Source organism: Methylocystis sp. H62 (assembly GCF_015709515.1).
Classification (GTDB): domain Bacteria; phylum Pseudomonadota; class Alphaproteobacteria; order Rhizobiales; family Beijerinckiaceae; genus Methylocystis.
Genome location: NZ_JADNQZ010000045.1, coordinates 22,403 through 48,320, shown reverse-complemented (window position 1 = coordinate 48,320; position 25,918 = coordinate 22,403). Strand labels below are relative to the sequence as shown.

Below are 25,918 nucleotides of genomic sequence, written 5' to 3'. Positions count from 1 at the left end.
CGTGACCGTTTCAGGTCGTTTCAGATAGTTGCTCGAAACTATCGGTTGATCGTTTCAGCAGTAATTTCCTTCGTCATCTGAATGCAGTCAGCGGCCAATCCTCTGAGTTCCGACTCGTCCCAAATATCTTTTTTCCATGCCATTTTTTCATAGAAGCCCACAGCGTCGGGGGCTGCGTTGACCAACAAGGTCGTTATCCCGAGACGCCGTGCATAGGCTTCGACCAGAGATGAAAGCACGCTTCCGTGTCCCGACCGCCTGGCGCAATAGACACCAGCTTCACAACTCCCGAGCCGTGGCCAGCCTCGTCAAGGCGCACTGTGCCAATCGGTGCGATTTCCATTTGAGCCGATTGCGCGTAATTCCGGCGCGTCTTGACCCCCTCAACTCCGATGGCGCTTCTTTATATTTTGGACATCTTCGACAGCTTTTGCAGCTTGAGCAGGTCGAGAGCGAGCGTTGGGGCCTCCCCCGGCAGGCGGGTGAATCCGTGATGCAGGTAAAAGGCTTCGGCGTCGGGCGAGATCGCATGGACAATCACCAGCCGCGCCGAGACCTCCGCCGCCGCCCGCAGCGACCGCCGCACCACATCGGCAAGCAGCGCGCGCCCCAATCCCTTTCCCTGCCACGCGCGATCGATCGCCAGACGCCCGAGCGTCACCGCCGGAATCTGTCTCGGCATGTTCCGGCGCATGGAGCCTTTGACGTCCTGCGCGAGGATTTGCCCCATGCTCAGCGCAAAGAAGCCGACAATCCGGCCCGACCCGGCGGGGCAAATCACATAGGTGCGGCTGGCCGCGACTTGCATATTGTCCCATGCGCGATTGCGGAGCCAGTCATCGAGCACGGGTTCGCCACAGTCGAACGACGCCGCATCATGCGCTTGCGTCAATAAAACGGGCGGACTGAATAAAGGCGCTGCGTCAGTCACTCTGCCACGGGGCTTTGGATTGAAGGATGCGCTTCATGCCCGCCGCCTCGTCTTGCGTCGCTTCGGCATCCATCCAGTCCATGATTTTTTTGAAAGCTTTCGCGTCGGCGTAGAAGGTCGATTGGTCGAGCAGGATGTTTTTGGCCTCTTTGAGCGCCGAGGCCATCATGAATTGCGAACGGTTCGACCCCACCAGTTCCGCAGCTTGGTCAATCAGCTTCTTGTCCCGCGCGCGGGCGCGCAGGTGAATATTGACTTCGGCGGATGGGCGGGAGCGAGCGTTCATTTCGGTATCATATCAATGTGTGTTGACAACTACAACACAGCCGTATGGCGCGCGCGTCAAATGGCGGGCGCGCCGCCCCGTCCGACTCTATTTGAGCGGCAGATAGATTTCGGTCAGATGGCGGTGTTCGGGCGTGTCGTGATCGAGGTTCAGATAGTGGAAATAGACCGGGAAATCCCGTAATTCCTCTCCCGATTCCGGCAGCCAATCGCGATAGAGCGCGTAAACGCTCTCGCTGATCCGGTCGCGAGAACCGGCATGGATCATCATGGCGCAGCGCCCGCCCGGGATCGTCTTTGTGACGACGTCCTGCTCATTCGCGGGAACCGGCGCCGGCGCCGAGCCGCAAATGTCGAAGCGAAACTCCTCGGGCGGCGTCGTGTTGGGGTCGTTATAGGGCACGCCGTAGGTCTCGCATTGGTTGACCGGAGAAAGCCCCGACGACTTTCGCCAGGCGATAAAGCGCTGCACTGAGTCGTTGAGCAGCGCCGGCGCGCCGCGATGTTCGAGCGCCGCGACCAACACGGGTTCGACGTCGACGATTTTTACGTCCATCTCTTCAGTCCTTTCACTGGGTGGGAGGCTTATTCGAGATCGCGCGCTCCAGGACGCCCAGTCCGGCGTCTTGCGGAACGCGCTGGGCGTCTGGCCGAAGGCGGCCTTGAAAGCGCGGGAAAAGGATTCAGGATTTTCGAACCCCGAATCCAACGCGACGTCGATGATCGGCGCGGTCGGATTGAACGCCAGTCGATAAGAGGCTCTCTTGAGCCTCATGAATTGAATGTAGCGTGCGAGGCTAATCCCGCAGTGATGGGAGAACTGCCGATGGAAGTGGAACTTCGAAAAGTTCGCGACATCGCTCAGCGCGTCGACGGTCAGCTCTTCGTCGAGATGCTTGTCGATGTAATCCAGCACGCGGTTGATGCGTCGCGCATAGTCAGGTTCCTTTCGCCTTGTCTTGGTCTCCATGTTTGCATCGTAGCAAGCGCAACGGCCGGCTTCCTGACTGAAATTGCTCTTTACGCCGCTGGCGTCGGCCGCGTGGCCAATGACAAACCGTCCGTCTGCGCGCTATAGAGCGCAATGACCTCGCCGCCCCTTCGCCTCGGCGTCAACGTCGATCATGTCGCCACCGTCCGCAACGCGCGCGGCGGTCCGCGGCCCGATCCCGTGCGCGCCGCGCTGCTCGCCATCGAAGCTGGCGCCGACGGCGTCACCGCGCATCTGCGCGAAGACCGCCGTCACATCAATGACGCGGACATGGCCCGGCTGAAGGCGGCGATTTCGAAACCGCTCAATTTCGAAATGGCGGCGACCGAGCAGATGCTCGACATCGCCGTCGCGACCGCGCCGCACGCCGTCTGTCTCGTGCCGGAAAAGCGCACCGAGCGCACGACCGAGGGCGGCCTCGACGTCGTCGGCCAGCACGACTACCTGCTGCCTTACGTCGATCAGCTGACGCGGGAAGGCGTGCGCGTCTCGCTGTTCATCGAGCCGTCGACAGAGGCGATTGACGCCGCCGTGTTGATGAAAGCCCCCGTCGTCGAGCTCCATACGGGCGCCTGGTGCCACGCCGTCGAGGTCGGCGATATGGCGCGGGCCGAAGCGGAATTCGCGCGGGTCGCGCAAGCCGCCGCCTATGGCGCCGCCCTCGGCCTCGAAATTCACGCCGGCCACGGCCTCGATTATGAGACGGCGCGCCGCGTGAGCGCCTTGCCGCAGATCGTCGAACTCAACATCGGCCATTTTCTCGTCGGCGAGGCGATATTCGTCGGGCTCGGCGAGGCGATCCGGCGGATGCGGGAGGCGATGGAGCAGGGCCGGGCGCAAGCCTTTTAGGGCCAAGGCGCTGCCCGGTCGGCGCATCGCAAGCGCAAGCGCGGCGTTAGCGTTAATCCCGATCGGGCGGAGACGCGCTGGCTGAGCGCGCTAAGGTGGCGGGCGGTCATCCATTTGACGCCGGCCTGGGGCTATTCTTTGGCTTGGGCGAAGGTTCTCATGGAAGCTTTAGCGTGTTAAGCCGGGCGGCCGGGCGGGCCGACGCCGCCCAAATGCATGAGGAGTGAGTCGGCTTGAGCAGGAACGTTCCGGTGGCTGAAAAACGCGAAGAGGGCGGGGTTCTCGAAACCATCAAGGTCATCCTTCAGGCGCTGGCGATCGCGCTTGTCATTCGCACGCTGCTCTTTCAGCCGTTCAATATTCCTTCGGGCTCGATGATCCCGACGCTGCTGATCGGCGATTATGTTTTCGTGTCGAAATACGCCTACGGCTATTCGAATTACTCGATGCCGTTCGGCCCCGACATTTTTTCCGGCCGCATTCTGGCTTCGCCCCCCAACCGCGGCGACGTCATCGTCTTCAAGCTGCCGCGGGACAATGAGACCGACTATATCAAGCGCGTCATTGGCCTTCCCGGCGACCGCATCCAGGTCATCGACGGCCGGCTCTATATCAACGGCGTCATCGTGCCCCGCACCCCGCTCGAAAAGGAGGTGACGGAGAACCGCGAAGGCCGCGAAGTCCCCGTGACGACCTACGAGGAAACGCTCCCGGGCAACGGCGATCATCCCGCGGTCGAACATAAGATCATTGAAATCGAGGGCGATCACGGCATCAACGACAACACCGAGCTGTTCGTGGTGCCGCCCGACCACTATTTCATGATGGGTGATAATCGCGACAACTCCACCGATTCGCGCATCGCGCCAGAGCTTGGCGGCGTCGGCTTCGTGCCCTTCGTCAATCTCGTGGGCCGCGCCGAGATCATCTTCTTCTCGGTCAGGAAGGACGAATCGGCGCTCGCCTTCTGGCGCTGGCCATGGTCCGTGCGGTGGGACCGGCTGTTCCGGCCCGTTCATTGATCGGACGCACAGGCGCGACATGACGCGCGGCCGCGAGAAGGGGCTCGCTGAGCTCGAGGCGCGTATCGGACATGACTTCGCCGATCCGGCGCTGCTCGGCCGGGCGCTGACGCATGTCAGCGCCTCGCCAGCCCGGCGCGATTCATACGAGCGGCTGGAGTTTTTGGGCGACCGCGTGCTCGGCCTCGCCGTGGCGCACATGCTCTATGACGCCTTTCCAAACGAGAGCGAAGGCGAGCTGTCCCGCCGCCTCGCGGCGCTGGTGCGTAAGGAGACCTGCGCCGAGGTGGCCGAAGTCTGGGGCGTTGGCGCAGCGATGCGGCTCGGCGAGGGCGAGGCCCAGACCGGCGGACGCGGCAAGCGCGCCTTGCTCGGCGACATTTGCGAAGCGATCATTGGCGCAGCCTTTCTCGACGGGGGCGCCGCCGCGGCCGAACATATCGTTCGCAAGGCGTTCAGCGACCGTATGGCGGCGAGCGGCCAGGATTTGCGCGACGCGAAGACCGCCTTGCAGGAATGGGCTCAGGCGCGCGGCCTCGCCACGCCCCGCTACCGGCTCGTCGCCCGCAGCGGACCGGACCACGCGCCCTTCTTCGAGGTCGTCGTGGAGGTGCAGGGATTTACGGCGGCGCCCGGATCGGGCGCCTCGAAACGGGTCGCGGAACAGGCCGCGGCGGCGGCATTTCTGGCCCGCGAGGACGCGGCCACAGGGAAGGGCGATACATGAGCGGCGACGACGAATTGGCGCGAGAAGACACGCGCTGCGGCTTCGCCGCGCTGGTCGGCGCGCCCAACGCCGGCAAGTCGACGCTGCTCAATCAACTTGTCGGGGCCAAGGTCTCGATCGTGTCGCGCAAGGCGCAGACGACGCGGGCGCTCGTTCGCGGAATCGCCATCGAGGGCGCGGCGCAGATCATCCTTGTCGACACGCCGGGCATCTTCAAGCCCAAACGGCGGCTCGATCGCGCCATGGTCGCCAGCGCGCTCTCCGGCGCGGCCGACGCCGACGTGATCGCGCTGCTCATCGACTCCCGCAAGGGGATCGACGAAGAAGTGGACGCGATCCTGACGCAGCTTCAGCACGCCAAGGCGCCCAAGCTCCTTGTGCTGAACAAAATTGATCTCATCCCCCGCGAAAGGCTGCTGGCGCTGGCGCAAACGCTGAACGCGCGCGAGAAATTCGACGAAACCTTCATGATCTCGGCGCTGAAAGGCGACGGCGTCGGCGATCTGCGCCAGGCGCTCGCGCAGCGCATGGGGCCCTCGCCCTGGCTCTATCCCGAGGATCAGCTCTCGGACGCGCCGCTGCGGCTGCTCGCCGCGGAAATCACCCGCGAGCAGATCTATGAGCGGCTGCACGACGAATTGCCCTATCAGTCGACTGTCGAGACGGACTCCTGGACCAATCAGAAGGACGGCTCGGCGCGCATCGAGCAGACGATCTTTGTCGCGCGCGACAGCCAGAAGAAGATCGTCATCGGCGAAGGCGGCCGCACCATCAAGGCCATCGGTCAGGCGGCCCGCCGCGAGATCGCCGAGGCCGCCGAACAGGTGGTGCATCTCTTCCTGTTCGTGAAGGTCCGGGAAAATTGGGCCGACGACCCAGAGCGCTATCGCGAGATGCGCCTGGATTTCCCGAAAGGGAAATAATATCGGCCAAGGTCAGGTGATTCGCGCGGCGCTGGAGAATCGAATGTCGAACGAACGCAAGGCGATGACCGCCTATCGTTTTCTCACCGGGCCCGACGACGCAGCGTTTTGCCATCGCGTCACGGAAGCGTTGAGCCTCGGCTGGCGACTTCACGGATCGCCGTCGCTCACCTTCGACTCGACGCAAAACCGGGTGATTTGCGGCCAGGCTTTGATCAAGGATGTCGAAGACTTAGACTACAGGCCGGATATGAAGCTTTCCGAAGTGTGAGCCTGATATGGAATGGCGCGACGACGCTCTTATTCTCGGCGCGCGTCGGCATGGCGAAACTTCCGTCATCCTCGAGGTGATGACGCGCGGACACGGCCGCCATCTTGGTCTCGTGCGCGGCGGTCGCTCGCGCCGGCTCCGTCCGATTCTGCAGCCCGGCAATCTCGTCGCGGCGCAGTGGCGCGCGCGTCTTGAGGACCATCTCGGCGCCTTGACGGTCGAGCCGCTCGTCGCCCGCGCCGCCTATTTCCTCGACCGCGCCGCGGCGCTCCATGGCGTCGTCTCGCTCTGCGAGCTGCTGCGTCTGCTGCCGGAGCGCGACCCTCATGAGGAATTGTTCGAAATGGCCGACGCCATTGCGGCGCTGTTCGGCGATATTCGCGCCGCCGAAGGCGCCGCGACGATGTTGGCGCGATTCGAACTTGCGCTGCTCGGCGCGCTCGGCTTCGGACTCGATCTCAACGCTTGCGCGCTGACCGGCGCGAGGGAGGATCTCGCCTATGTGTCGCCGAAATCGGGCCGCGCGGTAAGCCGCGCCGCCGGCGCGCCGTGGCGCGAGAAACTCCTGCTCTATCCCGACTTTCTTCAGCATGAGAGCATTGTGGCGGAGCAGGCCGATCTCATTGCGGCGTTCCGCTTGACCGGATATTTCCTCACGCGTGACGTGCTCAAGCCGCGCGGCGTCGCGCTGCCGGCGGCGCGCGAACTTTACGTCGGCGCTCTTTTGCCCGTGGCGTGAGAGAGCGAAAAGCGCAGCGGCGTAGAGTCGTCGGCGGATCGGTTAGCGGCGCTTGTCGCCGCAAATATAACGCGATTCATGGCTGCTGACGCCGTAGCCCTGATCGATGTCGACGAGCACTTCGCGGCAGATCGCCTGCATGTCTTCGTCAGCGTCGCGCGCCTGAGCCGCGCGGTCCCGCGCGGCGAGCGTCGGGCCGGAGACCGTCATTTGCGATCGATCCAAAGCAAACGAGGCGGAGGTCACGAGCAGCGCCGCGATCAGCGCCAAAAACAGTTTCTTCATGGACGCCATGTTTTGAAAGCCGCAGAAAACCGGCGAAAAGTCGACCGCGCCGATCCGCGCCATCGCTTCGCAAAGCTTCTAAAGGACGACACACGGCGCCCGCAAGACCTTATTTGTTACATTGCCGCACAAAACGCAGTCGATACATCGACGACATCCTTTCACAGTTAAAGAGCCGCTTCGAAATCCTTCGCTTGCGCCGACGCCCTCGCGGCCATAGTACCGATCGCAAAGGCAGAATCGGGTTTTTGAGATGGCGCAAAAGGGCGGCGGCGGAAGCGGAAAAGGCAAGAGCGCAGGCGAGGTTAGCGTGATCGCGCCGGTCGCGCTGCGCGAAGCGCTCGAGGAGCGCTATCTACGCTACGCGCTTTCGACCATCACCGGCCGCGCGCTGCCGGACGCGCGCGACGGGCTGAAGCCCGTGCACCGACGCATCCTTTACGGGATGCATATTCTTCGTCTCGACCCCGGCGCGCCGTTCAAGAAATGTGCAAAGATCGTCGGCGACGTGATGGGCTCGTTCCACCCGCATGGCGATCAGGCGATCTATGATGCGCTGGTGCGCCTCGCGCAGGATTTCTCCTCTCGCTATCCGCTCGTCGACGGGCAGGGCAATTTCGGCAATGTCGACGGCGATTCGGCGGCCGCCTATCGCTACACCGAGGCGCGCATGACGGCGGTCGCGCGCTCTCTTCTGGAAGGCATCGACGAAGACGCGATCGACTTCATCCCGAACTATTCCGGCGAGGAGAAGGAGCCGGTGGTGCTGCCGTCGGCGCTGCCCAATCTGCTCGCCAATGGCGCGCAGGGGATCGCCGTCGGCATGGCGACGTCGATCCCGCCGCATAATCTCGCCGAACTCTGCGACGCGGCGCTCTATCTCATCTCTCACCGCAAGGCGACCGCCGAACAGCTCTTAACCTTCGTGCAGGGGCCGGATTTTCCGACGGGCGGAATCATCGTCGACAAGCGCGACGAGATCATCGAGACCTATCGCACCGGGCGCGGCTCGTTTCGTGTGCGCGCGCGCTGGATCAAAGAAGAGCTGCCGCGCGGCGGATGGGTCATCGTCGTCACGGAAATCCCCTACGGCGTGCAGAAGTCGCGCCTCATCGAACGGCTCGCCGAACTCATCTCCGAGCGCAAACTGCCGCTCGTCGCCGATGTGCGCGATGAATCGGCGGAAGACGTGCGCATCGTTTTCGAGCCGCGCGCGCGCACCGTCGACCCGGCGCTGATGATGGAGACTCTGTTCAAGCTCTCCGAGCTCGAAACGCGGTTTCCGATGAACATGAATGTGCTCGTCGACGGCGTGACGCCGCGTGTCGTTTCGCTCGACGAGGCCTTAAGGCAATGGCTCGACCATCGCCGGACCGTGCTGCAGCGCCGCTCGCGCCATCGCCTCGCCGCGATCGTTCGGCGCATCGAGCAATTGGAAGGCATGGTCATCGTCTTCCTCAATCTCGATGAGGTGATCCGCATCATCCGCGAAGAGGACGACGCCAAGGGGGAATTGAAAAAGACGTTCAAGCTGACCGATTTGCAGGTCGAATACATCCTCGACACGCGGCTGCGCGCTCTGCGCCGGCTTGAAGAAATGGAGCTGAAGAAGGAGCTCGGCGAACTTTCGGACGAGCGCAAGGAGATCGAGTCGCTGCTCGCCGATGACGACAAGCAGTGGAAGACCATCGCCTGGCAGGTGCGCGAACTCAAAAAAACCTACGGCTCGCAGACGCCGAAGGGCAAGCGGCGCACGAGTTTCGAAGACGCGCCCGAGGCGATTGATCTCGACCTCGCCGAGGCGATGATTGAACGCGAGCCGGTGACGATCGTCGTTTCGAAGAAGGGCTGGATTCGCGCGCTCAAGGGTCATGTGCAGGATCTTTCGACGCTGCAGTTCAAGGGCGACGACGAACTCGGCGCTTCCTTCTTCGCGCAGACGACGTCGAAAATCCTGGCGCTCGCAGCGAACGGCAAGGCCTATACGTTAGAGGCCTCGAAACTTCCCGGCGGGCGCGGACATGGCGAGCCGATCCGGCTCTTCGCCGAGATCGAGGAAGGCGCCGATGTCGTCGCCGTGCTGCCGCATGAAGCGGGCGCCGCGCTGCTGCTCGTGACCAATGACGGGCGCGGCTTCGTCGTGAGCGAAGATGATCTCCTATCCTCGACGCGCAAGGGGCGCGCGGCGCTCAACGTCGAGCCGCCCTCTATATTGAAGATCGTGACGCAGGCGGAGGGCGATCATATCGCCATCATCGGCGAGAACAGGAAGCTCCTGGTGTTTCCGCTCAGCGAAGCGCCGCGCATGGCGCGCGGCAAGGGCGTGCGCATGCAGCGCTACAAGGACGGCGGCGTCGCCGACGCGAAGGTTTTTGCGCTCAAAGACGGGCTGACATGGACCGACGCCTCGAACCGAGTCTTCACAATCGACAAGGCGGAACTCAAGGACTGGATCGGCCACCGCGCCGAAGCGGGGCGGCTGCCGCCGCGAGGATTTCCGAGGAATAATCGGTTTGGGTGATCCCTCGTCTAGCTCGCCTTCTCTTCGACAGGCCGCAGCACGGATATGAGCCCCGCGACGGCGGCCATGCAGGCGAGCATCACCAGCCCGATGTCGACGGCGTAGAGCGTCGTGGAGCCCGGGAACGACTTCCAGTCTCCGTAGGAACCGGTCACAAGCTGGATACCCCAGGACAATGTCGAGGAAGCGCTCGCAACGCCGATGCTCGTGCCCAGGACGCGCATCAGATTCAGCATCGCGCCTGCCTGTCCCGCAAGATGTTTCGGGGCTGCATTGATCGTGGCGTGATTGTTGGGCGCGATGAAAACGCCCAGGCCCGCGCCGAACAAGGCGAACGCGACAGCGTCGGGAGTGCGGCTCGCGCTCTGGCTCACGATCGCGAAACCCAGAACCGCCAGAGCGACGCAGCAGAGCGTCATGCCGGCGCCGCTGAGCATGCGCGCGCCCAGCCGATCACTGAGCGAGCCGCCGAATGGAGCGGTCACGCCGAGGGCGACGGGAATGATCGCCAACCTCAGGCCGGCCGCCAGCGGGCTATCCCCATATCCATGCTCCAGCGCAAACGATATGAGAAAAAACATCCCATAAAGCATTGCGTAGCCGAGAAGGACGGCGATAGCGCCAAAGGAAAATCCCTTGCTCTGGAATAGCCGGAGATCGACGAGCGGCGAGGGAGAGCCGCGCTCCTGTCGCACGAGAAGCGCCATCAGCACGACGGACAGCGCGATAAGAAAGAGGGTCGCGGGGGAGGCGGCGCCCCATGCCGAAACCTGATTGAGAACGAGCACGAGACAGATCAGGGCAGGGCCCAGAAGCAAGGCGCCGCGCCAATCGAACGTCGCTCTTTCGTTGAGGACTTTCGTCTGGGGAAGCGCAAGCCATCCGATCGCCGCAGCGGCAATGCCAATGGGAACGCAAACCCAGAACAGCCAGCGCCACCCCAGCGAAGCGAGAAGCAAACCGCCGACCGCCGGCCCGGCGCTCATTCCGACCGCCTGGGCGGCGGCAAAGAACCCCAGCGCCCGGCCCTGCTGGTCCTTGCCAACGGAGCTAACCAGTATTGCGATGCTGTTTGCGCCCAGCAAGGAGCCGCCGACGCCCTGAAGAACGCGGAACAGGATCAGCCAGTCGATGTCCGAGGCGAGACCGCACAACGAACTCGCAAACACGAACAGTAAATATCCGATGAGGTAAAGCGACTTCCTGCCGAACATGTCGCAGAGCCGTCCGAAGATCGGCAGGCATGAGGCGAATGACACAAGATACGCCAAAGCCACCCAGCTCACCGTCTCCAGCGAGGCGTCAAAGGTCTTGCCGAGCGTGGGCAAAGCCAGTTGAACCACGCTCGCATCGAATTGACCGAGAAACGCGCCGATGGAGACCAAAGCGACGACCAGCCAGGGATTTAACGCCCGCGCTTCCACCGAATCCGCGGGCGGCGTTTCTCCACTGGAGCTCCCGCGTGGTTGCAACCGCTCCACATTTTTCTCAAGGTCGCAGGTCATTCCGCGCTTCACGTCCCGGACCGGCCAAGCCCGGTCCGCATCGAGGATTTGCCAGTCGATTCGCATTTGGCAAGGGGGCCTCTTGCGCGAAGACGCGTGCAGTTTGCCCGATTTTCCTTTGGCGGAATGCCGGCCTGCCGAGGCCTTACTTCACCTGCGGCGCGGGACCTTCACCCTCGCGGCGCTGATAGTGGACAGGCCTACTGTGGTTTCGAAAAATCCGGAATCTTGAATCCGAGCTTGCCCTGGCGCCAGAGCGTGAAGGCGACGCCGCCGGCGACGAGGACGAAAACGCCGAAGGCGATGTAGAGATAAATTTCCTCGTCGGTGACGAGGCCGACCGAGAACGGGTGCCGGCCCTCAAAACGCTTCGCGCCGTCGTCGCTCGTCAGCCTGGCGTAAAGCACGTATTCGCCCGGCTCCCTAAAATTCTGGTCGAAATTCACCATGCCGTTGCGGAATTTCTGCACCGGCAGGCGGCCGACGATATCGGCTTCGGGGTCCGCTTCGCCGTTCGGCCCTTTGCCGCGCAGAATGCGGATGTCCCAGTTCATGTCGCGCAATTCAGCGTCGGCGGCGTCGAGCACGATGACGCTGGGGCCAACGTCGGGCAGCGCGATGCATTCCCGGTCGACGTTCTTCTTGGGCTGCATGGCGACGAATTTCATCGACTTGCCGCCAAGATCAATCGGACATTCCGGGTCGTAATAATGCCAACCGGCGCCCAACGCGGCGCGTGGAGACAGCAACGACGCCGCGATAACGACGAGCGCAAAGCTCAGGAGAATTCTGCTCAAGGTCAACCCCGCCCTCACATGCCGGCGTCGAGATAGGCCAGCATCTGATCCATGGCAAGCGCCGGCTCGGCGCAGCGCGCCTCGCCGACGATCCGGGCCGGCACGCCGGCGACGGTCTTGTTGGCGGGAACCGGATCGAGCACGACGGAGCCCGCGGCGATCATGGCGCAGCGGCCAATCTCGATATTGCCGAGGATTTTCGCGCCGGCGCCGATCAGCACCCCGCGCCGCACCTTGGGATGGCGGTCGCCGCGCGCCTTGCCGGTGCCCCCTAATGTCACGCCGTGCAGCATCGACACTTCGTCTTCGACGACGCTGGTCGCGCCGATGACGACGCCGGTCGCGTGATCGATGAAAACGCTCTTGCCGATCACGGCGGCGGGATGGATGTCGACCTGGAAGGTCTGCGAGGACAGGCTCTGCAGAATGAGGGCGAAGTCGCTGCGGCCGTTCTTCCACAGCCAATGCGCCAGACGATAGGTCTGCAGCGCATGGAAGCCTTTGAAATACAGCGCCGGTTCGATCAGCCTTGTGCAGGCGGGGTCGCGCTCAAGCACGGCGAGCAAGTCGGCGCGGAACGCCTCGACCAGTCCAGGTTCGCGCGCGGCGCATTCTTCGAACGCTTGGCGGATGGCGATATAGGGCGCCTCCGGCCGATCAAGGCGCTGCGCCACGCGATGCGCGACGACGCCCAAGACGCCGTTCTGCGACAGGATCGCGGGATGCAGGAAGCCGCCGAGCTCCGGCTCGCGGCGCAGCACGTCCTCCGCCTCCGCGCGCAGCCGCGCGAACAGCGGGTCATTCTGGGCGAAGTCGATGATCTTCGCGCCATATTCGCGCGTTTCGGCGCCCATCCGCCCCTCCTTGGTCAGGCAATGATATAGCGGAGCGCTCGGACAATAGCACGGGCGCCCCCGCGACCGTTAAGGCCGCGTGTCCAGGAACTCCAGCACCGCCTGCTTGTAGATCCTGTCGCCGACGGCCCGGTTGTGGTCGCGGCCGGGAATATCGACCACGCGGGCGTTGGGGAAGAACTCGGCCAGCGGGAGCGGGTCGCCCGCGACGTCATCGCGGGTGCCGACGCAGATCAGCACCGGCGCGGTGATGCGCGCGAGCGACTCTGGCTCGACGGATTTGCGGGCGCCGCGCACGCAGGCGGCGAGGGCGGCGAGGTCGCTGCGGGTGGATTCGGCGAAGCCGCGGAAGATTTTGAGCGTCGAATCGGCAATGTCCTCGATGCGCTCAATCTCCATGGCTTCGGCGAGGCCACGCGGCAGGCCGGAGTTCTCGATGAGATTTTCGCCGATGCCGCCGAGGATCAAGGAGCGCACGCGCTCGGGCGCCGTTAGCGCCAGCACCGTGCCGATGCGTCCGCCGAGCGAATAGCCCATGACGTCGGCGCGCGGGATCGACAGATGGTCGAGCAGATGCACGATGTCGGCGGCCATCAGGTCGAGACTGTATTGCGCCGGATCGTACAGCTTGGCGGAGCGACCATGGCCGCGATTGTCGAAGACAATGACGCGGCGGCCGTCTTCAGTCAGCGTCTTGACCCACTGCGTGAACAGCCAGTTCACGGCATGGGTCGAGGCGAAGCCATGCACAAGGACGATCGGTTCGCCGCGATCTTCCGTTAAAGGCTCGAAATCCACATAGGCTATCTCGACGCCATCCGACAGGAACGTTTCCATTATAAATCCCACTTAGAGCCTTTTATCTAAATGCTTGCGACGTCGACGCAAGGCTGCGCGCCGCGAAAGTAAATGCGCTCTTGCCATTCGCGTCGCTTGCCGGTAAACGAGCCGACACGTCGCCATAGCCCGTTTATCGCACGGGGACTATGGCGAAACAGGCGCCCGTAGCTCAGCTGGATAGAGCACCAGACTACGAATCTGGGGGTCAGAGGTTCGAATCCTTTCGGGCGCGCCATCCTATCAAAGCTCACACGCCAAAAAGGCTGACGAGGCTGCTAGCCCTTCCCCGCGCGGGTCGCCCAAAAAGTTGATGGCGAAAGACGTCCTGAACGCTCGCGATTACAAAAACGCACGGTCATAGCGAAACGCGGAAGCCGCATCACCCGGGTCGCAAATCACGCTTCGGATTCTCGTGACTAGATGGTGGCGCGACACAAACCGAGACGCGCCGCTTTCATGTCGCTCCCTTTCAAGCCTGCATTGAGGGGGCGCCGGTCTGAGCCAATTTCAACGATTGCTCCCGCGCGTCTGGCCGAGCGCAGCTGCACCGCTCAGGTGCTGCTGACGAGCCTTCAACGCGTGCGGGATTCGCTCTAAAAACTCCCCGCAACGATCTTTCCCTGTCGGCGCAATTTTGAACTCCTCGAGCACGCGCCTCGCGGTTTCCGCGCGTTTCCATGGCAATTGTTGTCGGGAATACTTCGCAGGCGATGAGCGCTGAAGGCTTAGGTTGCTCGTCAAGAATCCAGGGACTCGTGGGTCACGTAATTCGTCCACTTCTTTTTTGTCGGGATGTATCTCCCATATGATGTACTCGTTGCGGCGAGGTCATTGGGACCAACGCCGATATGTGGACAAGCCAAAGCCGGAGCCATCGCACTGAAGGGAATGTAGATCATGGACACACAGACGCTCCTCATCATTATTATTGTTCTGCTCATCCTTGGCGGCGGTTGGTACGGCCGAGGACGTTGGTTTTAGACGACAGGCAGGCGCCCCTGCGGCGTCCGATCAGGCGGCGAGCGCTAACACGCTGGCCTCTTGAGGGCGGGGGCCCCCGTCCGCTCGCGCCACAAGTGAAACCCGAATTTAGCGCTGCTCAAAAACCGTCTAGCCATCAATCCGAAAGTTTAGCTCAACCTTGACTTGCTGCCGGCAAGCATCCGGTAAGCATAACCAATCGATTTCGCATCAAATATCGCGCCGCCGCGACTTTTTCCTTTAAGGCCACGCCGACTTCGGAACGATTGCGCCCGCGCGCGGGCGGCGCTATGAAGGCGCCGTCCATCCAAAGCGACTTACGTCGACTCGTATCGGCGATTGAGCGCGACAGGAGCGCAAACATGGTAGCGGTTACATTCCCCGACGGGGCGTCCCGTCAGTTCGAGCCCGGCGTTTCGGGCGTCGACATCGCCAAAAGCATCTCCCCCTCTCTCGCCAAGCGCAGCGTCGCCATGACGCTCGACGGTGCGCTCGTCGACCTCGCAAGCCCGATCGAGCGCGACGCTAGAATCGAATTCGTCACGCGCGAAGATCCGCGCGCGCTGGAGCTCATCCGTCACGACGCCGCGCATGTGCTGGCGGAGGCGGTGCAGGAGCTCTATCCCGGCACGCAGGTGACGATCGGCCCCATCATCGAGAACGGCTTCTATTACGATTTCTTCCGCGCCGAGCCGTTCACGCTCGAAGACTTGCCGGCGATCGAAAAGAAGATGCGCGAGATCGTCGGCCGCGACGCCAAGATCACGCGTGAAGTCTGGGATCGCGCCGACGCCAAGCAGTGGTTTCTAACGAAGGGCGAGATTTTCAAGGGCGAACTCATCGACTCGATCAAGTCCGATGAGCCCTTGAGCGTCTATCAGCAGGGCCAATGGCTCGACCTCTGTCGCGGACCGCATATGCCTTCGGTTGGCAAAGTCGGCACGGCCTTCAAGCTGATGAAGGTCGCGGGCGCCTATTGGCGCGGCGACTCGACTAAGCCGATGCTGTCGCGCATCTACGGCACGGCCTGGACGACGCAGGAGGAGCTCGACGCCTATCTGCACCGACTGGAGGAAGCCGAGCGGCGCGACCACCGCCGCTTGGGCCGCGAGATGGACCTCTTCCATTTTCAGGAGGAAGGCCCCGGCGCGATCTTCTGGCACCCGAAGGGCTGGGCGCTGTTCCAGAACGTCATCTCCTACATGCGCCGGCGCCTGAAGGCCGACTACCAGGAAGTGAACGCGCCGCTGCTCCTCGACAAGTCGCTGTGGGAGACGTCCGGCCATTGGGAGTGGTTTCGCGAGAACATGTTCGTCTCACAGCCCGCGCGCGAGCAGACGGACGAAGATCGGCTGTACGCCATCAAGCCGATGAACTGTCCGGGCCATATCCAGATCTTCAAACACGGCCTGAAGTCCTACCGCGATCTGCCGCTGCGCATGGCCGAGTTCGGCGTCGTGCATCGCTATGAGCCGTCCGGCGCGCTGCATGGCTTGCTGCGCGTGCGCGCCTTCACGCAGGACGACGCGCATGTCTTCTGCACCGAAGCGCAGATGGCCGAAGAGTGCCTCAAGATCAACGAACTTATTCTCTCGACCTACGCCGATTTCGGATTTGACAAAATCATCGTGAAGCTTTCGACGCGCCCCGAAAAGCGCGTCGGCTCCGATGAGGCCTGGGACGAGGCCGAGGCGATCATGACGCGCGTCCTGAGCGAAATCGAAGCGCGCTCGGGCGGACGCATCAAGACGGGCATCAATCCGGGCGAGGGCGCGTTCTACGGGCCCAAGTTCGAATATACGCTGCGCGATGCGATCGGCCGCGAGTGGCAATGCGGCACGACGCAGGTCGACTTCAACCTGCCGTCGCGCTTTGGCGCCTATTACATCGGCCCCGACAGCGAGAAGAAGACGCCGGTGATGATCCATCGCGCGATCTTCGGCTCGCTCGAACGGTTCACCGGCATTCTGATCGAGCATTTCGCCGGACATCTGCCGTTGTGGCTGTCGCCGCTGCAGATCGTCATCTGCACGATCACGCAGGACGCCGACGACTACGCCTATGAGGTCGCCGCCGCGGCGCGAAAGCTCGGGCTTGTCGTCGAGGTCGACGCGCGCAACGAGAAGATCACCTACAAGGTGCGCGAACATTCGCTGGCGAAGGTTCCCGTGCTGCTCGTCGCCGGCAAGAAAGAGGCGGCCGAGCGCACGATCTCCATGCGCCGGCTCGGCTCGCAGGCGCAGACGCAGCTGCCGCTCGACGAGGCGTTGAAGTTGTTGTCCGATGAGGCGACGCCGCCGGATCTACGGGGTTAAGCGCAAGGACGCCGGGCGTACATACCTCCCCCTTGCGGCGAGGTCGCTCGCCGAAGGCGAGCGGGTGGGGGTGTTATGGCCCTTTAAACCCCACCCGGTTCGCTTCGCGAACCACCCTCCCCGTAAAGGGGAGGGAGTGGGCGCGCTAGTTTGTCAAAACTGCGTTATCGGGCGGCCGCGCCGAACTCCATCGGCCCTCAGTTTTGCCTATGGATCGAACGTATTGGCGTCATCGGCATTGTCGCCGATTATGTTCTTGGAAAGTTTGGCGGTGCATAGCTACAGCGCACATACCTCCCCCCTTGCGGGGAGGTCGCTCGCCGAAGGCGAGCGGGTGGGGGTTTGATCCCCTACACGGCAGGCCGCTTCCCCTCATTCGTCGCGCTTCGCGCGCCACCTTCTCCCCACAGGAGAAAGATGCCCGCCTTTTTCAGCGACAAACCCGAGGCGCGGCAAAACAAAAGCCCCGCCGCAGGGCGACGGGGCACAATGTCAAAAAAAACAGAAGGCGGAGAGCTTTAAGCGCTCGCGGCGGCCGCCTGCTTCTTTTCGATTTCGCGCTTGAGCGTTCGGGCGTTCTGCGACAGCTCTTCGGTCTTCGCCTTCGCGAGGAAGGCGTCAAGCCCGCCACGATGCTCGACCGAGCGCAGCGCCGCGGCGGAGATGCGCAGCCGCACCGAACGCGCCAGCGCCTCTGAGGCGAGCGTCACATTGACGAGATTGGGCAGAAAGCGGGTCTTCGTCTTCCGATTGGAATGGCTGACGAGATTGCCGGACTGCACGCCCTTTCCGGTCAGCTCGCAACGGCGGGACATAATGGTTCCTTTCGCTCTATTCTTCCATGCGTGGACCGCGGCGTCAGTCGCCCGCGATCGCCAGCAGAGGGTGAAAAAGACAGCGAGGCGCGACGCCGATTGCGCCGAGCCTCGATTGCGGGGCTTATAGAGGCAAAGCGCGGCCGCCGTCAACCAACAGCCGCCGCCATGCGGCCGCACGCTGCGGCGCACACGCCTCTAGACATCGGCTTCGTTCTGGGTTCTAAGCCTCCCACCGCTCCGAGCGAGGCCGAGGCGCGCGCCCGCGCGCCGTTCGTTTTGCCGGAATCATTGAGAGATCGAGGGGCTGGAGACTATCTCCCGCCGCGCGTCGCCTATGGCCGCGTAAGACGCGAAAATCGAGGGAAAGGTTGGGGAGATTCAATGGCCAAAGCGATTCTGCACATGCTCAGCACGTTGAAGCACATGAGTCCCTTCGATGTGAACATGGCCCTCGACGCCGGCTATGACGCGGCGATTCCCTACACCAATGTCACGCTGGACGAAGTGACCGCGCTCGTGCAGGACGCGATGTTTTCGCGCGCGCCTTCGGCAGCGCTGCGCACCGGCATCTTTTTCGCCGGCCGCGACGCCGTGCTCGCGCTCGACATGATGGACACCGCAAAGAAAGCGCTGCTCAAGCCCTTTGAAGTGTCGCTCTTCGCCGATCCCTACGGCTCCTTCACCACCGCCGGCGCCATGGTCGCTTGCGTCGAAAAGATTCTGCGGGAGAAGAAACAGCGCGAGCTCAAGGGGTCCAAGATCGTCATCTACGGCGCGACGGGCGTCGTGGGCTATTCCGCCGCGGTCATCTCGGCGCTCGAGGGCGCCCAAGTCACCGTCGTCGGCTATAGCGGCCTCGATCGGGTCGCCAAGCTCGCCGATGAAATGTGCAAGCGTTTTAACATCAAGGTGGCGCCTGCCGACGGCTCTTCCCCCGAACAGGTGCGTGCGCTGCTTTGCGAGCATGAAATCGCGCTGTGCGCGGCGCGCGCCGGCGTCCAGGTGCTGTCGAAGGACGATCTCGCCGCCGCCAAGAATCTCTTGATCGCCGCCGACGTCAACGCCGTGCCGCCGCTTGGCGTTGAAGGCTGCGGTCTGCACGACAATGGCGTCGTGGTTTCGCCTCATGGCGCGCTGGGCATCGGCGCGCTGGCGATCGGCAACGTCAAATACGGCACGGAAGCTGGTCTCTTCAAGAAGATGGCGACGTCCGACGAGCCGCTTTGCCTCGACTTCCGTCACGCTTTCGCATTGGCCCGCGAACTCGTGTGACGTCTCGCGCGCTTGCCAGGCCCCGCGCCTTGGCAAGAACGCGCGAAAATGGTTGAGTCCGCGCCGCGAGCGTGGGCTCTTATCGCCGCGCGCCCCGCGTGCGGCTCGCTTAGGGCGCCTGTGAATCCGGCGCCAGAATTCTGGGAGAAAAACATGGCTTTGATCAACAAAATGCTGGTCGGCGAGTCGCTGGTCGGCGACGGCAATGAAGTTGCGCATATCGATCTGATCATGGGGCCGCGCGGCTCGGCGGCCGAGCTCGCTTTCGCCAACGCGCTCGTCAACAACAAGGACGGCTTCACGACGCTGCTCGCGGTCGTCGCGCCGAACCTGCTGTGCAAGCCCAACACGATCCTGTTCAACAAGGTGACGATCAAGGGCGCCAAGCAGGCCGTGCAGATGTTCGGCCCGGCGCAGCATGGCGTCGCCAAGGCCGTTGCGGATTCGGTCGCCGAGGGCGTGATCCCGGTCGACGAAGCCGACGACATCTTCATTGCGGTCGGCGTGTTCATTCACTGGGACGCTACGGACGACAAGAAGATCCAGGACTACAATTACACCGCCACGAAGGAAGCTATCGCGCGCGCCATCAAGGGCGAGCCGAAGGCCTCGGAAGTCGTCGCCAAGCGCAACGAAGCCAAGCACCCCTTCGCGCCGAACTGAACCGCGCAGCATCTTCGAAATTGAAGGGGGGCCGCGCGGCTCCCCTTTTTCTTTTGGGAGTGGCGGATGGCGGCGGTCATCGGCTGGGATATCGGCGGCGCCCACGTTAAGGCGGCGCGCGCGGACGACGGTCGCCTCACGGCGGTCGTGCAGATCGCCTGCGCCCCCCACGAAAGCGTCGCCAGCCTGGAGCAGGCGCTTCGCGACGCGCGCGCGGCGCTCGGCGCGGCCGAGCGTCATCGCGTCACGATGACGGCGGAGCTCTCCGACGCGTTCGAAAGCAGGGCGCGCGGCGTCGTTACGGTGGCCGCTATTGCAGCGTGCGAGATCGGCGTTCCCGACATTCTTTTTTACGCCGGCGAACGCGGCTTCATCAGCCGCGACGAGATCGGCGCCCATGTCGACGCCGTCGCTTCGGCGAATTGGCGCGCCCCGGCCGAACTCGCCGCGCGCCACTGCGCCGAGGCGCTGTTGATCGACATCGGATCGACGACGACGGACCTAACGCCGATTTGCGCCGGACGTGTCGCGGCGCGCGGGGCGAGCGACGCCGAGCGCCTCGCTTATGGCGAACTCGCCTATGCCGGATTTTCACGCGGCGCGCCTCAGGCCTATGCGGCGCGCGCGCCGATCGCCGGACGCTGGACGCCGCTCGTCAACGAGGCCTTTGCGTCGATGGCCGACGTGCGGCGCGTGCTCGGCGATCTCCCCGAAGGCGACACCGACGCCGACCTTTCGCCGACGGCGGACGGGCGGCCGAAGACGGTTGCGGCGTCCCGCGCGCGGCTGGCGCGTATGGCCGGGCGCGACGCCGCCGAATTGCGCAATGCGCAATGGCGCGCCTTCGCGCAGCATCTTGCGCGCGCGCAATTGCACGCCATCGAAGATCAGATTTCGCTGCTCGAATCGCGCGACGTGCTGGCGTTTGATGCGCCGATCGTCGGCGCCGGCGTCGGCCGCAAACTCGCTGCGCGTCTGGCGCATGCGCAAGGCCGGACATTCATCGAATTCGCCGATCTGATCGCAGCGCCGCCGGCCTTGGCCGCAAGGGCCGCGAATTGCGCGCCGGCTTCGGCGCTGGCCTTGCTCGATCTGCCGTAACGCCCCTACTGCGCCGCTGCTTTGGCGTGCTGATGCGCGTCGATCTTCGCCTTCACCATGTCCCAGGCTTCGCGCTCGGCCTCGCCGGCGGTTTTGTCGATGGCGATCTGCAGATAGGCGAGTTCGCTCTCGATCTTTTCGCGTGGCAGCATGTCGAGCCGCGTCGCGAGAATCGCCGCTTCCAGCACGGCGGCGCGCGCGCGGTTCATGCCGAGAAAGGCGCGATGCGATTCAATTCGCCTCACTCTGCAGAAGAAGCGCGGCCGCGAGTCGTGCTCCTCGACGCGCGCGACAATGAGTTCGGCATGCGCCAGCGCGGCGGAAAGGCGCGGCGCCGGCCAGTCTTCAATGTCGGTGAGCGGCCAGTTGCGTTGGCCGGCGACGAGTCCGGCAAAAATGCGGGCGTCGTCGGTGAAACTCGCCGTCGCCTTGGGATTATGCGTGAGATTGAACAGAGTCGAGGAGGGGCGAAACGGCGCGGCGACCCAGAAGCCGCGTTCCTCGATCAATCCGAGCGGCGCGATATGCGGTCGACCTTCCGGCGACAGCGTCGTGACGACGCATTCATGTATCAGAGGCATCTTTTGCAGGTCCTTCGCCCGCTTTGCGCATCGTGTGACCCATTTCCTTGAAGCGCGTCGCGTCCTCTTCGTTGACGTCCGTCGCGACTCCGAAATCGAGCGGCTCATCTTGACGATAGCGCTTACCGAGCTTGTAGGCGATCTCGGCTTTCATCAATTCGGCGCCAAGGTAAAAAGCGTGGGCGCCGTCATGTTCGACGGCAAGATGCGGGAAGAGCGCCATCGCGTCGGCTGCGACATGATGGAACCCTTTGGCGTAGATATGCACGCCGTCCTGCGTCACATCTATGCGGAAATTAGCATCGCGCAGTTCGCGCGCAAGCGCGGCAATCTCTTCCGGCGTTGCAGCATAAGGTTTGCGGTCGTGGATCTGCAGCAGGGCGTCGCTATAGCCTTTTGGCAGAGCGCGGTCGGCGCGCGCCGCAAACATCAACCGCCGCGCGGCGTCGTGCTCCTGCAGCGTTCGCCGCGTATGGGGGGATACTTGCACCGTCAGCAGATGCCGGATGTCGAGCTCGGAACATATGCCAAGCATCGCCGCGGTCACGCCGGCGGAATCGGCGTCGGTCAGCTCCGTGAGATTGCCCGTTCCCATCATGATCTCGGCCTCAGGCTCGCGGTCCCGTAGTTCGACGTAGCGGGCGATCGAGGCGGCAAGGCCGAAATGAATCGGATCGAGGATCGGATCGAGAATGACGCTGATGCCGCGCGCGCGCGCGCGGCGTGCGGCGCGCTGCAGCGAGTCGAGATCACCGTGCGGCCGCGGCGTCAGAATTGGAATAACGGGCGAATTGTCGGGAAGGATCGACAGCGTTTCTTCGTCGAGACTCAAGAGATGGTCGACGCCGGCCTTCGCCGCGCGTTCAAGCTCGGCGACATTGGCCGAGTCGACGCTCACCTTCAGGCCGTGGACCTTGAGCGCCGCGATCGTCTCCTCGAGATGATCGAAAGGCGTATCCGGCAGACAGCCGAGGTCGATGACGTCGGCGCCGCCGACGGCGAGTTCGCGCGCCTTGACCGAAATATCCGCGACGCTCATCTTCGACGCGTCGACGATCTCGGCGAAAATCTGCATGTCGTAGCGCGAGAGATCCGGCGCCGCGCCGCCGCGCCCGAGATAGGCGGGAAGATCGGCGATCTCTTCCGGCCCGCGTTCAAAGGCGACGCCGAAATCCTCGGTCAGCACGGCGAGGTTGGCGCGACAGCGCCCCGGCAAGATGACGCGATCGGCCTGCACGGGTCGCGGCAGGCGACGATGAATGATCTCCTGGGTCATGAGCGCCGCGACCTTCACGCCAATGTCGTGGATACGCCACGCCTGCGCCGCTTCGCCGAAGCTCGCGACCATGCGCTCCAACCGCGGCAGTGCAAGATGGCCGGTGATGAACAGCAGGCGCTCGCTCATGCGGAGACTTCGTTAGGGTTGCGGCTCGACTTCACGACGGCGGCGCTCCACCGCCTCCTGCAGCGCCGCGAGGCTTTCGACGACCTGCGTCGCTTCGAAGGATTTGAGCGCGTCGGTGTTCTGCAAATCGACGCGGCGCGGATAGACCATCACCATGCCCTTGGGCGCGCGCGTCTCGAGTTCGGGCGCGGTGTCGCAGGCGAAGACGATCGTCGGCACGCGGCATTTTCCGGCCTGCGCGAAAACATTCGTCGCAAGGTTGTCGGAAATGCCGGCGACGCATTTCGCGACGGTGTTCGACGTCGCCGGCGCGAGAACCAGCGTGTGATAAAAATTGTAGTAGAAATTCCCGACCGGCGCGGCGCTCGCGGTGGTGTCCTTAAAGATGCGAACGGTCTCCGGCAGATCGAGATCGTGCTTATACATCCGCACGACTTCCGCCGCCGCTTTGCTGACGAAAAGATCGACGTGATCGAGCGTGCGGATCATCTCGAGACATTCGGTGAAGAAATGCCCCGATCCGGTGAGCGCCCAACCCCAGCGCGGCGTGACTACTTTCTTTTTTGTCATCAGGCGAACTTCCGCGTTGGAAAATTTGTGATGGCTACGCCCGGCGTGACGCCATCGGCAAGAAGCGCGGCGGCGTGCGGGAGAGACGAGGGGCCGGCGAGGAAGAGCGGCGTCCCCTCGAGATAATCCGGAACCGCCGAATCGACAACGCCCTTGCGCACAATCTCACTCAGTAAGGCGCCATCGCCGACATCGACGCTCTTGATCAGCGCCAACGCGCAAGCGCCCATTTTTTTGGCAAGCCAGGCGGCGAGACTGTCGGAGGTGACGTTCCAGGAGGGCGCAATGTCATCGGCGCTAGCGACCATTGCGCTTGGCCGCCAAAGGGCGATGCGGCCTCGCGCCTGCGCCGCTGCGATCGCCTCACAAGAGGCCGCGAGCTCCAGCGAGCCGTCACGGTTCGCGAGCGCCAGCGCATATTGCTCCATCGCCAGAACCGCCATGGCGTGCGCGGTCGCATTGTCGTAGCGCATTGTCGGCTGCGCGGCGCGCACCGCGTCGGCGAAGGGTCCGCCGCCGGGAACGATCGTCAGCGGCCGCGGGTAGCGCTTCAGCGCTGCAAGCCAATCGGCGAGTGCCGGGGAAGCATGCAAGCTTCCGCCGAGTTTAACGACGAGGGGCGCGCTACTTGACGGCATCGATGCCCATCGGCGCCGGCTGCAGGCGACGCGCGTCCTCATGGGCGCGCGCGCGGCGGATTTTCACGCCGACGGCGCCCGGCGCGACATCGAGCTTTTCGACCTGGACGGTGACGGCGCGCACGCGTTCATGCAGCAGCACGCTTTCGGCGAGTCGCTCGGCGATCGTTTCGACCAGCTCGATATGGCCGCCGGCGAGGATCATTTTGATCGCGTCCATGATCACGTCGTAGGAGAAGATCGAGCGCATGTCGTCGGAGCCGTTGATGCGGGTCACGTCGGCCTCGACGTTGAAACGCACACGCTGCGTATGGCCGTGTTCGTGGGCGTAGGCGCCGATCTCGACGGGCGCGACATAATCCTTGAGAAACACGCAATCGGTGTCGTTTGCGCCGGCGGGCTCGATATAGCCGCGGCCGAGAAACGACAAATGGGCGAAAAAATCGGCGTGCGCGCCTCGGGTCGAGGGGATCAGATCGCGGATCAGCGTCGTGGCGCGGGCGTCCATGGCGGCGCGGCGCTCGCCATGCGCGCAGAGCGCGCCGCGAAAGCCAAGCACGTCGGCGCCGGTGACAAGCAGGCGCGGCACGTCTGGAGACTCCAGTGCGCCGGCGAGCCCGGAGGCGAGCCCGAGCGTGCGGCAGCGCGCCACGAATTCGGACAGCGCGCCGACGCTCATAAAGTCGACCAGTCGGCCTTTGCCTTTATGCGCGGTATCCAGCATCGCGCCATGAAAGCCGGCGCCGGCCAGCGGCTCGAGAGTGTCGAACTCGGGGCCGAGATCGGCGAAGAGGACGGCGACGAGCTTTGTTTTTGCGGTCAGCGGCGCCAGCGCCTCGATGATCTCGACGGCGTCGGGCGTCGCCGGCAGGGCGAATTTCACATAATCGACGCCTGCCGCGACGACCTCTTCAAAGTCGCGCAGCGCATGCGCGACATCGTGCGGCAGCTCGACGACGGCGCTGACCGGCCGCCGTCCGTCGACGAAGGCGACGATCTCGGCGACGGCGCCCAGGGGGAGGGCGCCCAGCGCGCCGCGCGAGGGCGCCTTGCAGTCGATGATGTCGGCGCCGCGCGCGAGGGCGATCTCCGCCTCATCGCGGGAGAGAACGCTCGCCAACATCAGGGTCATGAGTTCTTGGCTCCAGTCGTTGCGCCACGCGCATCTGCGCGCTTGTGGAGCAAATTTTTCCCGAATCCAAGTGGCCTCGCGCGCCTACCCTTCTGCTCGCGCTGGACGCCGCTCACCATTGCGTCATTTTTTCCCAACCCCAAGCATGCGAACATGCTCCCCGAAACAGGAGAAATCCGTGAAAATCCTCATCGTTCTCACCTCGCACGACAGGCTCGGCGACACCGGCCGAAAGACAGGCTTCTGGCTGGAAGAACTCGCTGCGCCCTATTACGTCTTTCTCGACGCCGGAGCCGAGATCACGCTTGCCTCGCCCAAGGGCGGTCAGCCGCCGTTGGACCCAAAGAGCAATGAACCCGAATTTCAGACCGATCTCACCCGCCGGTTCCAAGCGGACGAGGCCGCCAAGGCGCGCCTCGCCGACACGGCGCGGCTCGATAGCGTCCGTCAGGACGATTTCGACTCGGTCTTCTATCCCGGCGGCCATGGGCCGATGTGGGACCTCGCCGAGGACCCGGCTTCGATCAGGCTGATCGAATCCTTCATCCGCGCCGGCAAACCCATCGCGCTCGTCTGCCACGCGCCGGGCGTGCTGCGCCATGTCGAAGGTCCCGACGGCCGGCCGCTGGTCGCGGGCAAGACGGTGACAGGGTTCACCAATGGCGAGGAGGAGGCGGTTGGCCTCACCCACGTCGTTCCGTTCCTTGTCGAGGACGAGCTTCAGGCGAAGGGCGGGCGCTTCTCGAAGGTGGCGGACTGGGCCCCGTATGTCGTCCGGGACGGCCAGTTGATCACGGGCCAGAACCCAGCTTCCTCCGGTCCGGCGGCCCGCAAGCTTGTGGAGGAGCTTACAAAAGCGTGAGACCCGGCTCTCTCGGCGATGTCGCGGCGCGGGCGAAACG

The 25,918-nt window shown here is 63.8% G+C and carries 26 protein-coding genes, 1 tRNA gene and 1 pseudogene; 13 read left to right on the top strand and 15 right to left on the bottom strand.

What is annotated here, in order from left to right; all coding sequences use genetic code 11:
* Positions 1-38 precede the first annotated feature (38 nt).
* The 4 genes and pseudogenes from IYY11_RS05250 to IYY11_RS05235 form a co-directional block, all read right to left on the bottom strand.
* Positions 39-248 (bottom strand): annotated as a pseudogene (locus tag IYY11_RS05250) (hypothetical protein); the annotation flags it as partial.
* Between the two features lie 155 nt (positions 249-403).
* On the bottom strand, positions 404-892 hold the full coding sequence (locus tag IYY11_RS05245) for a GNAT family N-acetyltransferase (protein WP_210331242.1): 489 nt from the start codon (positions 890-892) through the stop codon (positions 404-406).
* Between the two features lie 31 nt (positions 893-923).
* Positions 924-1,217, bottom strand: a complete 294-nt coding sequence (locus IYY11_RS05240; RefSeq protein ID WP_196402950.1) for a DUF1778 domain-containing protein — start codon at positions 1,215-1,217, stop codon at positions 924-926.
* A gap of 87 nt (positions 1,218-1,304) precedes the next feature.
* Positions 1,305-2,186, bottom strand: coding sequence for a GyrI-like domain-containing protein (locus IYY11_RS05235; RefSeq protein ID WP_196402949.1), 882 nt, complete (start codon positions 2,184-2,186; stop codon positions 1,305-1,307).
* Between the two features lie 114 nt (positions 2,187-2,300).
* Here IYY11_RS05235 and IYY11_RS05230 point away from each other — a divergent pair, with 114 nt between their 5' ends.
* The 6 genes from IYY11_RS05230 to recO all read left to right on the top strand — a co-directional run bounded on the left by IYY11_RS05230 (position 2,301) and on the right by recO (position 6,738).
* Positions 2,301-3,056: a pyridoxine 5'-phosphate synthase gene (locus IYY11_RS05230; protein ID WP_196402948.1), complete on the top strand. Its 756-nt coding sequence runs from the start codon at positions 2,301-2,303 to the stop codon at positions 3,054-3,056.
* 251 nt (positions 3,057-3,307) lie between these two features.
* On the top strand, positions 3,308-4,078 hold the full coding sequence (gene lepB / locus IYY11_RS05225; protein WP_196402994.1) for a signal peptidase I: 771 nt from the start codon (positions 3,308-3,310) through the stop codon (positions 4,076-4,078).
* Between the two features lie 19 nt (positions 4,079-4,097).
* Positions 4,098-4,805 carry a ribonuclease III gene (rnc, locus tag IYY11_RS05220; protein ID WP_196402947.1) on the top strand — a complete coding sequence of 236 codons (708 nt, stop codon included), beginning with the start codon at positions 4,098-4,100 and terminating at the stop codon, positions 4,803-4,805.
* A complete protein-coding gene (gene era, locus IYY11_RS05215; protein ID WP_196402946.1) occupies positions 4,802-5,728 on the top strand; it encodes a GTPase Era in 927 nt (308 codons plus the stop codon). The genes rnc and era overlap by 4 nt, the downstream gene beginning before the upstream one ends.
* 64 nt (positions 5,729-5,792) lie before the next feature.
* On the top strand, positions 5,793-5,999 hold the full coding sequence (locus IYY11_RS05210) for a DUF1737 domain-containing protein (protein WP_196402993.1): 207 nt from the start codon (positions 5,793-5,795) through the stop codon (positions 5,997-5,999).
* 7 nt (positions 6,000-6,006) lie between these two features.
* Positions 6,007-6,738 (top strand): DNA repair protein RecO, encoded by a 732-nt coding sequence (gene recO, locus IYY11_RS05205; RefSeq protein ID WP_196402945.1) that lies wholly within the window; start codon positions 6,007-6,009, stop codon positions 6,736-6,738.
* 42 nt (positions 6,739-6,780) lie between these two features.
* On the opposite strand, the gene IYY11_RS05200 is transcribed toward recO, so the two are convergent.
* Positions 6,781-7,023 (bottom strand): hypothetical protein, encoded by a 243-nt coding sequence (locus tag IYY11_RS05200; RefSeq protein WP_246719643.1) that lies wholly within the window; start codon positions 7,021-7,023, stop codon positions 6,781-6,783.
* Positions 7,024-7,276: 253 nt separating this feature from the next.
* Between IYY11_RS05200 and parC the strand changes: the two genes are divergently transcribed.
* The gene (parC, locus tag IYY11_RS05195) at positions 7,277-9,544 is read left to right on the top strand and encodes a DNA topoisomerase IV subunit A (RefSeq protein WP_196402943.1); all 2,268 of its coding nucleotides are present in this window, start codon (positions 7,277-7,279) and stop codon (positions 9,542-9,544) included.
* A gap of 8 nt (positions 9,545-9,552) precedes the next feature.
* On the opposite strand, the gene IYY11_RS05190 is transcribed toward parC, so the two are convergent.
* From IYY11_RS05190 to IYY11_RS05175, 4 genes are all read right to left on the bottom strand, one after another.
* A complete protein-coding gene (locus IYY11_RS05190; protein WP_196402942.1) occupies positions 9,553-11,049 on the bottom strand; it encodes a DHA2 family efflux MFS transporter permease subunit in 1,497 nt (498 codons plus the stop codon).
* 200 nt (positions 11,050-11,249) lie between these two features.
* Complete coding sequence (locus IYY11_RS05185) at positions 11,250-11,846, bottom strand: hypothetical protein (RefSeq protein ID WP_246719642.1); 597 nt, start codon at positions 11,844-11,846, stop codon at positions 11,250-11,252.
* A 14-nt stretch (positions 11,847-11,860) separates the two neighbouring features.
* Positions 11,861-12,700 (bottom strand): serine O-acetyltransferase, encoded by an 840-nt coding sequence (cysE, locus tag IYY11_RS05180; RefSeq protein WP_196402940.1) that lies wholly within the window; start codon positions 12,698-12,700, stop codon positions 11,861-11,863.
* Between the two features lie 69 nt (positions 12,701-12,769).
* Positions 12,770-13,537, bottom strand: a complete 768-nt coding sequence (locus IYY11_RS05175; protein ID WP_196402939.1) for an alpha/beta fold hydrolase — start codon at positions 13,535-13,537, stop codon at positions 12,770-12,772.
* 161 nt (positions 13,538-13,698) lie between these two features.
* Between IYY11_RS05175 and IYY11_RS05170 the strand changes: the two genes are divergently transcribed.
* A tRNA-Arg gene (locus IYY11_RS05170) sits at positions 13,699-13,775 on the top strand.
* A 1,108-nt stretch (positions 13,776-14,883) separates the two neighbouring features.
* Positions 14,884-16,836, top strand: coding sequence for a threonine--tRNA ligase (gene thrS, locus IYY11_RS05165; protein ID WP_196402938.1), 1,953 nt, complete (start codon positions 14,884-14,886; stop codon positions 16,834-16,836).
* A 518-nt stretch (positions 16,837-17,354) separates the two neighbouring features.
* Here the strand turns inward: thrS and rpmB are convergent.
* Positions 17,355-17,651, bottom strand: a complete 297-nt coding sequence (rpmB, locus tag IYY11_RS05160; RefSeq protein WP_196402937.1) for a 50S ribosomal protein L28 — start codon at positions 17,649-17,651, stop codon at positions 17,355-17,357.
* Between the two features lie 384 nt (positions 17,652-18,035).
* On the opposite strand from rpmB, the gene IYY11_RS05155 reads away from it, so the two are divergent.
* The 3 genes from IYY11_RS05155 (at position 18,036) to IYY11_RS05145 (ending at position 20,690) form a co-directional block, all read left to right on the top strand.
* On the top strand, positions 18,036-18,926 hold the full coding sequence (locus tag IYY11_RS05155; protein ID WP_196402936.1) for an NAD(P)-dependent methylenetetrahydromethanopterin dehydrogenase: 891 nt from the start codon (positions 18,036-18,038) through the stop codon (positions 18,924-18,926).
* A 153-nt stretch (positions 18,927-19,079) separates the two neighbouring features.
* On the top strand, positions 19,080-19,589 hold the full coding sequence (gene fae / locus IYY11_RS05150) for a formaldehyde-activating enzyme (RefSeq protein WP_196402935.1): 510 nt from the start codon (positions 19,080-19,082) through the stop codon (positions 19,587-19,589).
* Between the two features lie 66 nt (positions 19,590-19,655).
* On the top strand, positions 19,656-20,690 hold the full coding sequence (locus tag IYY11_RS05145; RefSeq protein ID WP_196402934.1) for a hydantoinase/oxoprolinase family protein: 1,035 nt from the start codon (positions 19,656-19,658) through the stop codon (positions 20,688-20,690).
* A 5-nt stretch (positions 20,691-20,695) separates the two neighbouring features.
* On the opposite strand, the gene IYY11_RS05140 is transcribed toward IYY11_RS05145, so the two are convergent.
* The 5 genes from IYY11_RS05140 to IYY11_RS05120 are packed head-to-tail and all read right to left on the bottom strand — an operon-like array spanning position 20,696 to position 25,016.
* Positions 20,696-21,271 carry a DUF447 domain-containing protein gene (locus tag IYY11_RS05140; protein WP_196402933.1) on the bottom strand — a complete coding sequence of 192 codons (576 nt, stop codon included), beginning with the start codon at positions 21,269-21,271 and terminating at the stop codon, positions 20,696-20,698.
* The gene (locus tag IYY11_RS05135) at positions 21,255-22,676 is read right to left on the bottom strand and encodes a DUF6513 domain-containing protein (protein WP_196402932.1); all 1,422 of its coding nucleotides are present in this window, start codon (positions 22,674-22,676) and stop codon (positions 21,255-21,257) included. The genes IYY11_RS05140 and IYY11_RS05135 overlap by 17 nt, the downstream gene beginning before the upstream one ends.
* 12 nt (positions 22,677-22,688) lie before the next feature.
* Positions 22,689-23,246 (bottom strand): flavoprotein, encoded by a 558-nt coding sequence (locus IYY11_RS05130; RefSeq protein ID WP_196402931.1) that lies wholly within the window; start codon positions 23,244-23,246, stop codon positions 22,689-22,691.
* Positions 23,246-23,884, bottom strand: a complete 639-nt coding sequence (locus tag IYY11_RS05125) for a uridylate kinase (protein WP_196402930.1) — start codon at positions 23,882-23,884, stop codon at positions 23,246-23,248. The genes IYY11_RS05130 and IYY11_RS05125 overlap by 1 nt, the downstream gene beginning before the upstream one ends.
* A complete protein-coding gene (locus tag IYY11_RS05120) occupies positions 23,871-25,016 on the bottom strand; it encodes a (5-formylfuran-3-yl)methyl phosphate synthase (RefSeq protein WP_196402929.1) in 1,146 nt (381 codons plus the stop codon). Before IYY11_RS05120 ends, IYY11_RS05125 begins: the two co-directional genes overlap by 14 nt.
* Positions 25,017-25,194: 178 nt before the next feature.
* Here IYY11_RS05120 and IYY11_RS05115 point away from each other — a divergent pair, with 178 nt between their 5' ends.
* Entirely contained in the window at positions 25,195-25,878 is a 684-nt protein-coding gene (locus tag IYY11_RS05115; protein WP_196402928.1) for a type 1 glutamine amidotransferase domain-containing protein, read from the top strand.
* Positions 25,879-25,918 lie beyond the last annotated feature (40 nt).

What these genes read in the sequence shown, in the direction of transcription:
- IYY11_RS05240 (WP_196402950.1), bottom strand. Translation starts at nt 1,217, where the DNA reads ATGAACGCTCGCTCCCGCCCATCCGCCGAAGTCAATATTCACCTGCGC.
- IYY11_RS05235 (WP_196402949.1), bottom strand. Translation starts at nt 2,186, where the DNA reads ATGGAGACCAAGACAAGGCGAAAGGAACCTGACTATGCGCGACGCATC.
- IYY11_RS05230 (WP_196402948.1), top strand. Translation starts at nt 2,301, where the DNA reads ATGACCTCGCCGCCCCTTCGCCTCGGCGTCAACGTCGATCATGTCGCC.
- rnc (WP_196402947.1), top strand. Translation starts at nt 4,098, where the DNA reads ATGACGCGCGGCCGCGAGAAGGGGCTCGCTGAGCTCGAGGCGCGTATC.
- era (WP_196402946.1), top strand. Translation starts at nt 4,802, where the DNA reads ATGAGCGGCGACGACGAATTGGCGCGAGAAGACACGCGCTGCGGCTTC.
- IYY11_RS05210 (WP_196402993.1), top strand. Translation starts at nt 5,793, where the DNA reads ATGACCGCCTATCGTTTTCTCACCGGGCCCGACGACGCAGCGTTTTGC.
- recO (WP_196402945.1), top strand. Translation starts at nt 6,007, where the DNA reads ATGGAATGGCGCGACGACGCTCTTATTCTCGGCGCGCGTCGGCATGGC.
- IYY11_RS05200 (WP_246719643.1), bottom strand. Translation starts at nt 7,023, where the DNA reads ATGAAGAAACTGTTTTTGGCGCTGATCGCGGCGCTGCTCGTGACCTCC.
- parC (WP_196402943.1), top strand. Translation starts at nt 7,277, where the DNA reads ATGGCGCAAAAGGGCGGCGGCGGAAGCGGAAAAGGCAAGAGCGCAGGC.
- IYY11_RS05190 (WP_196402942.1), bottom strand. Translation starts at nt 11,049, where the DNA reads ATGACCTGCGACCTTGAGAAAAATGTGGAGCGGTTGCAACCACGCGGG.
- cysE (WP_196402940.1), bottom strand. Translation starts at nt 12,700, where the DNA reads ATGGGCGCCGAAACGCGCGAATATGGCGCGAAGATCATCGACTTCGCC.
- IYY11_RS05175 (WP_196402939.1), bottom strand. Translation starts at nt 13,537, where the DNA reads ATGGAAACGTTCCTGTCGGATGGCGTCGAGATAGCCTATGTGGATTTC.
- thrS (WP_196402938.1), top strand. Translation starts at nt 14,884, where the DNA reads ATGGTAGCGGTTACATTCCCCGACGGGGCGTCCCGTCAGTTCGAGCCC.
- rpmB (WP_196402937.1), bottom strand. Translation starts at nt 17,651, where the DNA reads ATGTCCCGCCGTTGCGAGCTGACCGGAAAGGGCGTGCAGTCCGGCAAT.
- IYY11_RS05155 (WP_196402936.1), top strand. Translation starts at nt 18,036, where the DNA reads ATGGCCAAAGCGATTCTGCACATGCTCAGCACGTTGAAGCACATGAGT.
- fae (WP_196402935.1), top strand. Translation starts at nt 19,080, where the DNA reads ATGGCTTTGATCAACAAAATGCTGGTCGGCGAGTCGCTGGTCGGCGAC.
- IYY11_RS05145 (WP_196402934.1), top strand. Translation starts at nt 19,656, where the DNA reads ATGGCGGCGGTCATCGGCTGGGATATCGGCGGCGCCCACGTTAAGGCG.
- IYY11_RS05140 (WP_196402933.1), bottom strand. Translation starts at nt 21,271, where the DNA reads ATGCCTCTGATACATGAATGCGTCGTCACGACGCTGTCGCCGGAAGGT.
- IYY11_RS05135 (WP_196402932.1), bottom strand. Translation starts at nt 22,676, where the DNA reads ATGAGCGAGCGCCTGCTGTTCATCACCGGCCATCTTGCACTGCCGCGG.
- IYY11_RS05130 (WP_196402931.1), bottom strand. Translation starts at nt 23,246, where the DNA reads ATGACAAAAAAGAAAGTAGTCACGCCGCGCTGGGGTTGGGCGCTCACC.
- IYY11_RS05125 (WP_196402930.1), bottom strand. Translation starts at nt 23,884, where the DNA reads ATGCCGTCAAGTAGCGCGCCCCTCGTCGTTAAACTCGGCGGAAGCTTG.
- IYY11_RS05120 (WP_196402929.1), bottom strand. Translation starts at nt 25,016, where the DNA reads ATGACCCTGATGTTGGCGAGCGTTCTCTCCCGCGATGAGGCGGAGATC.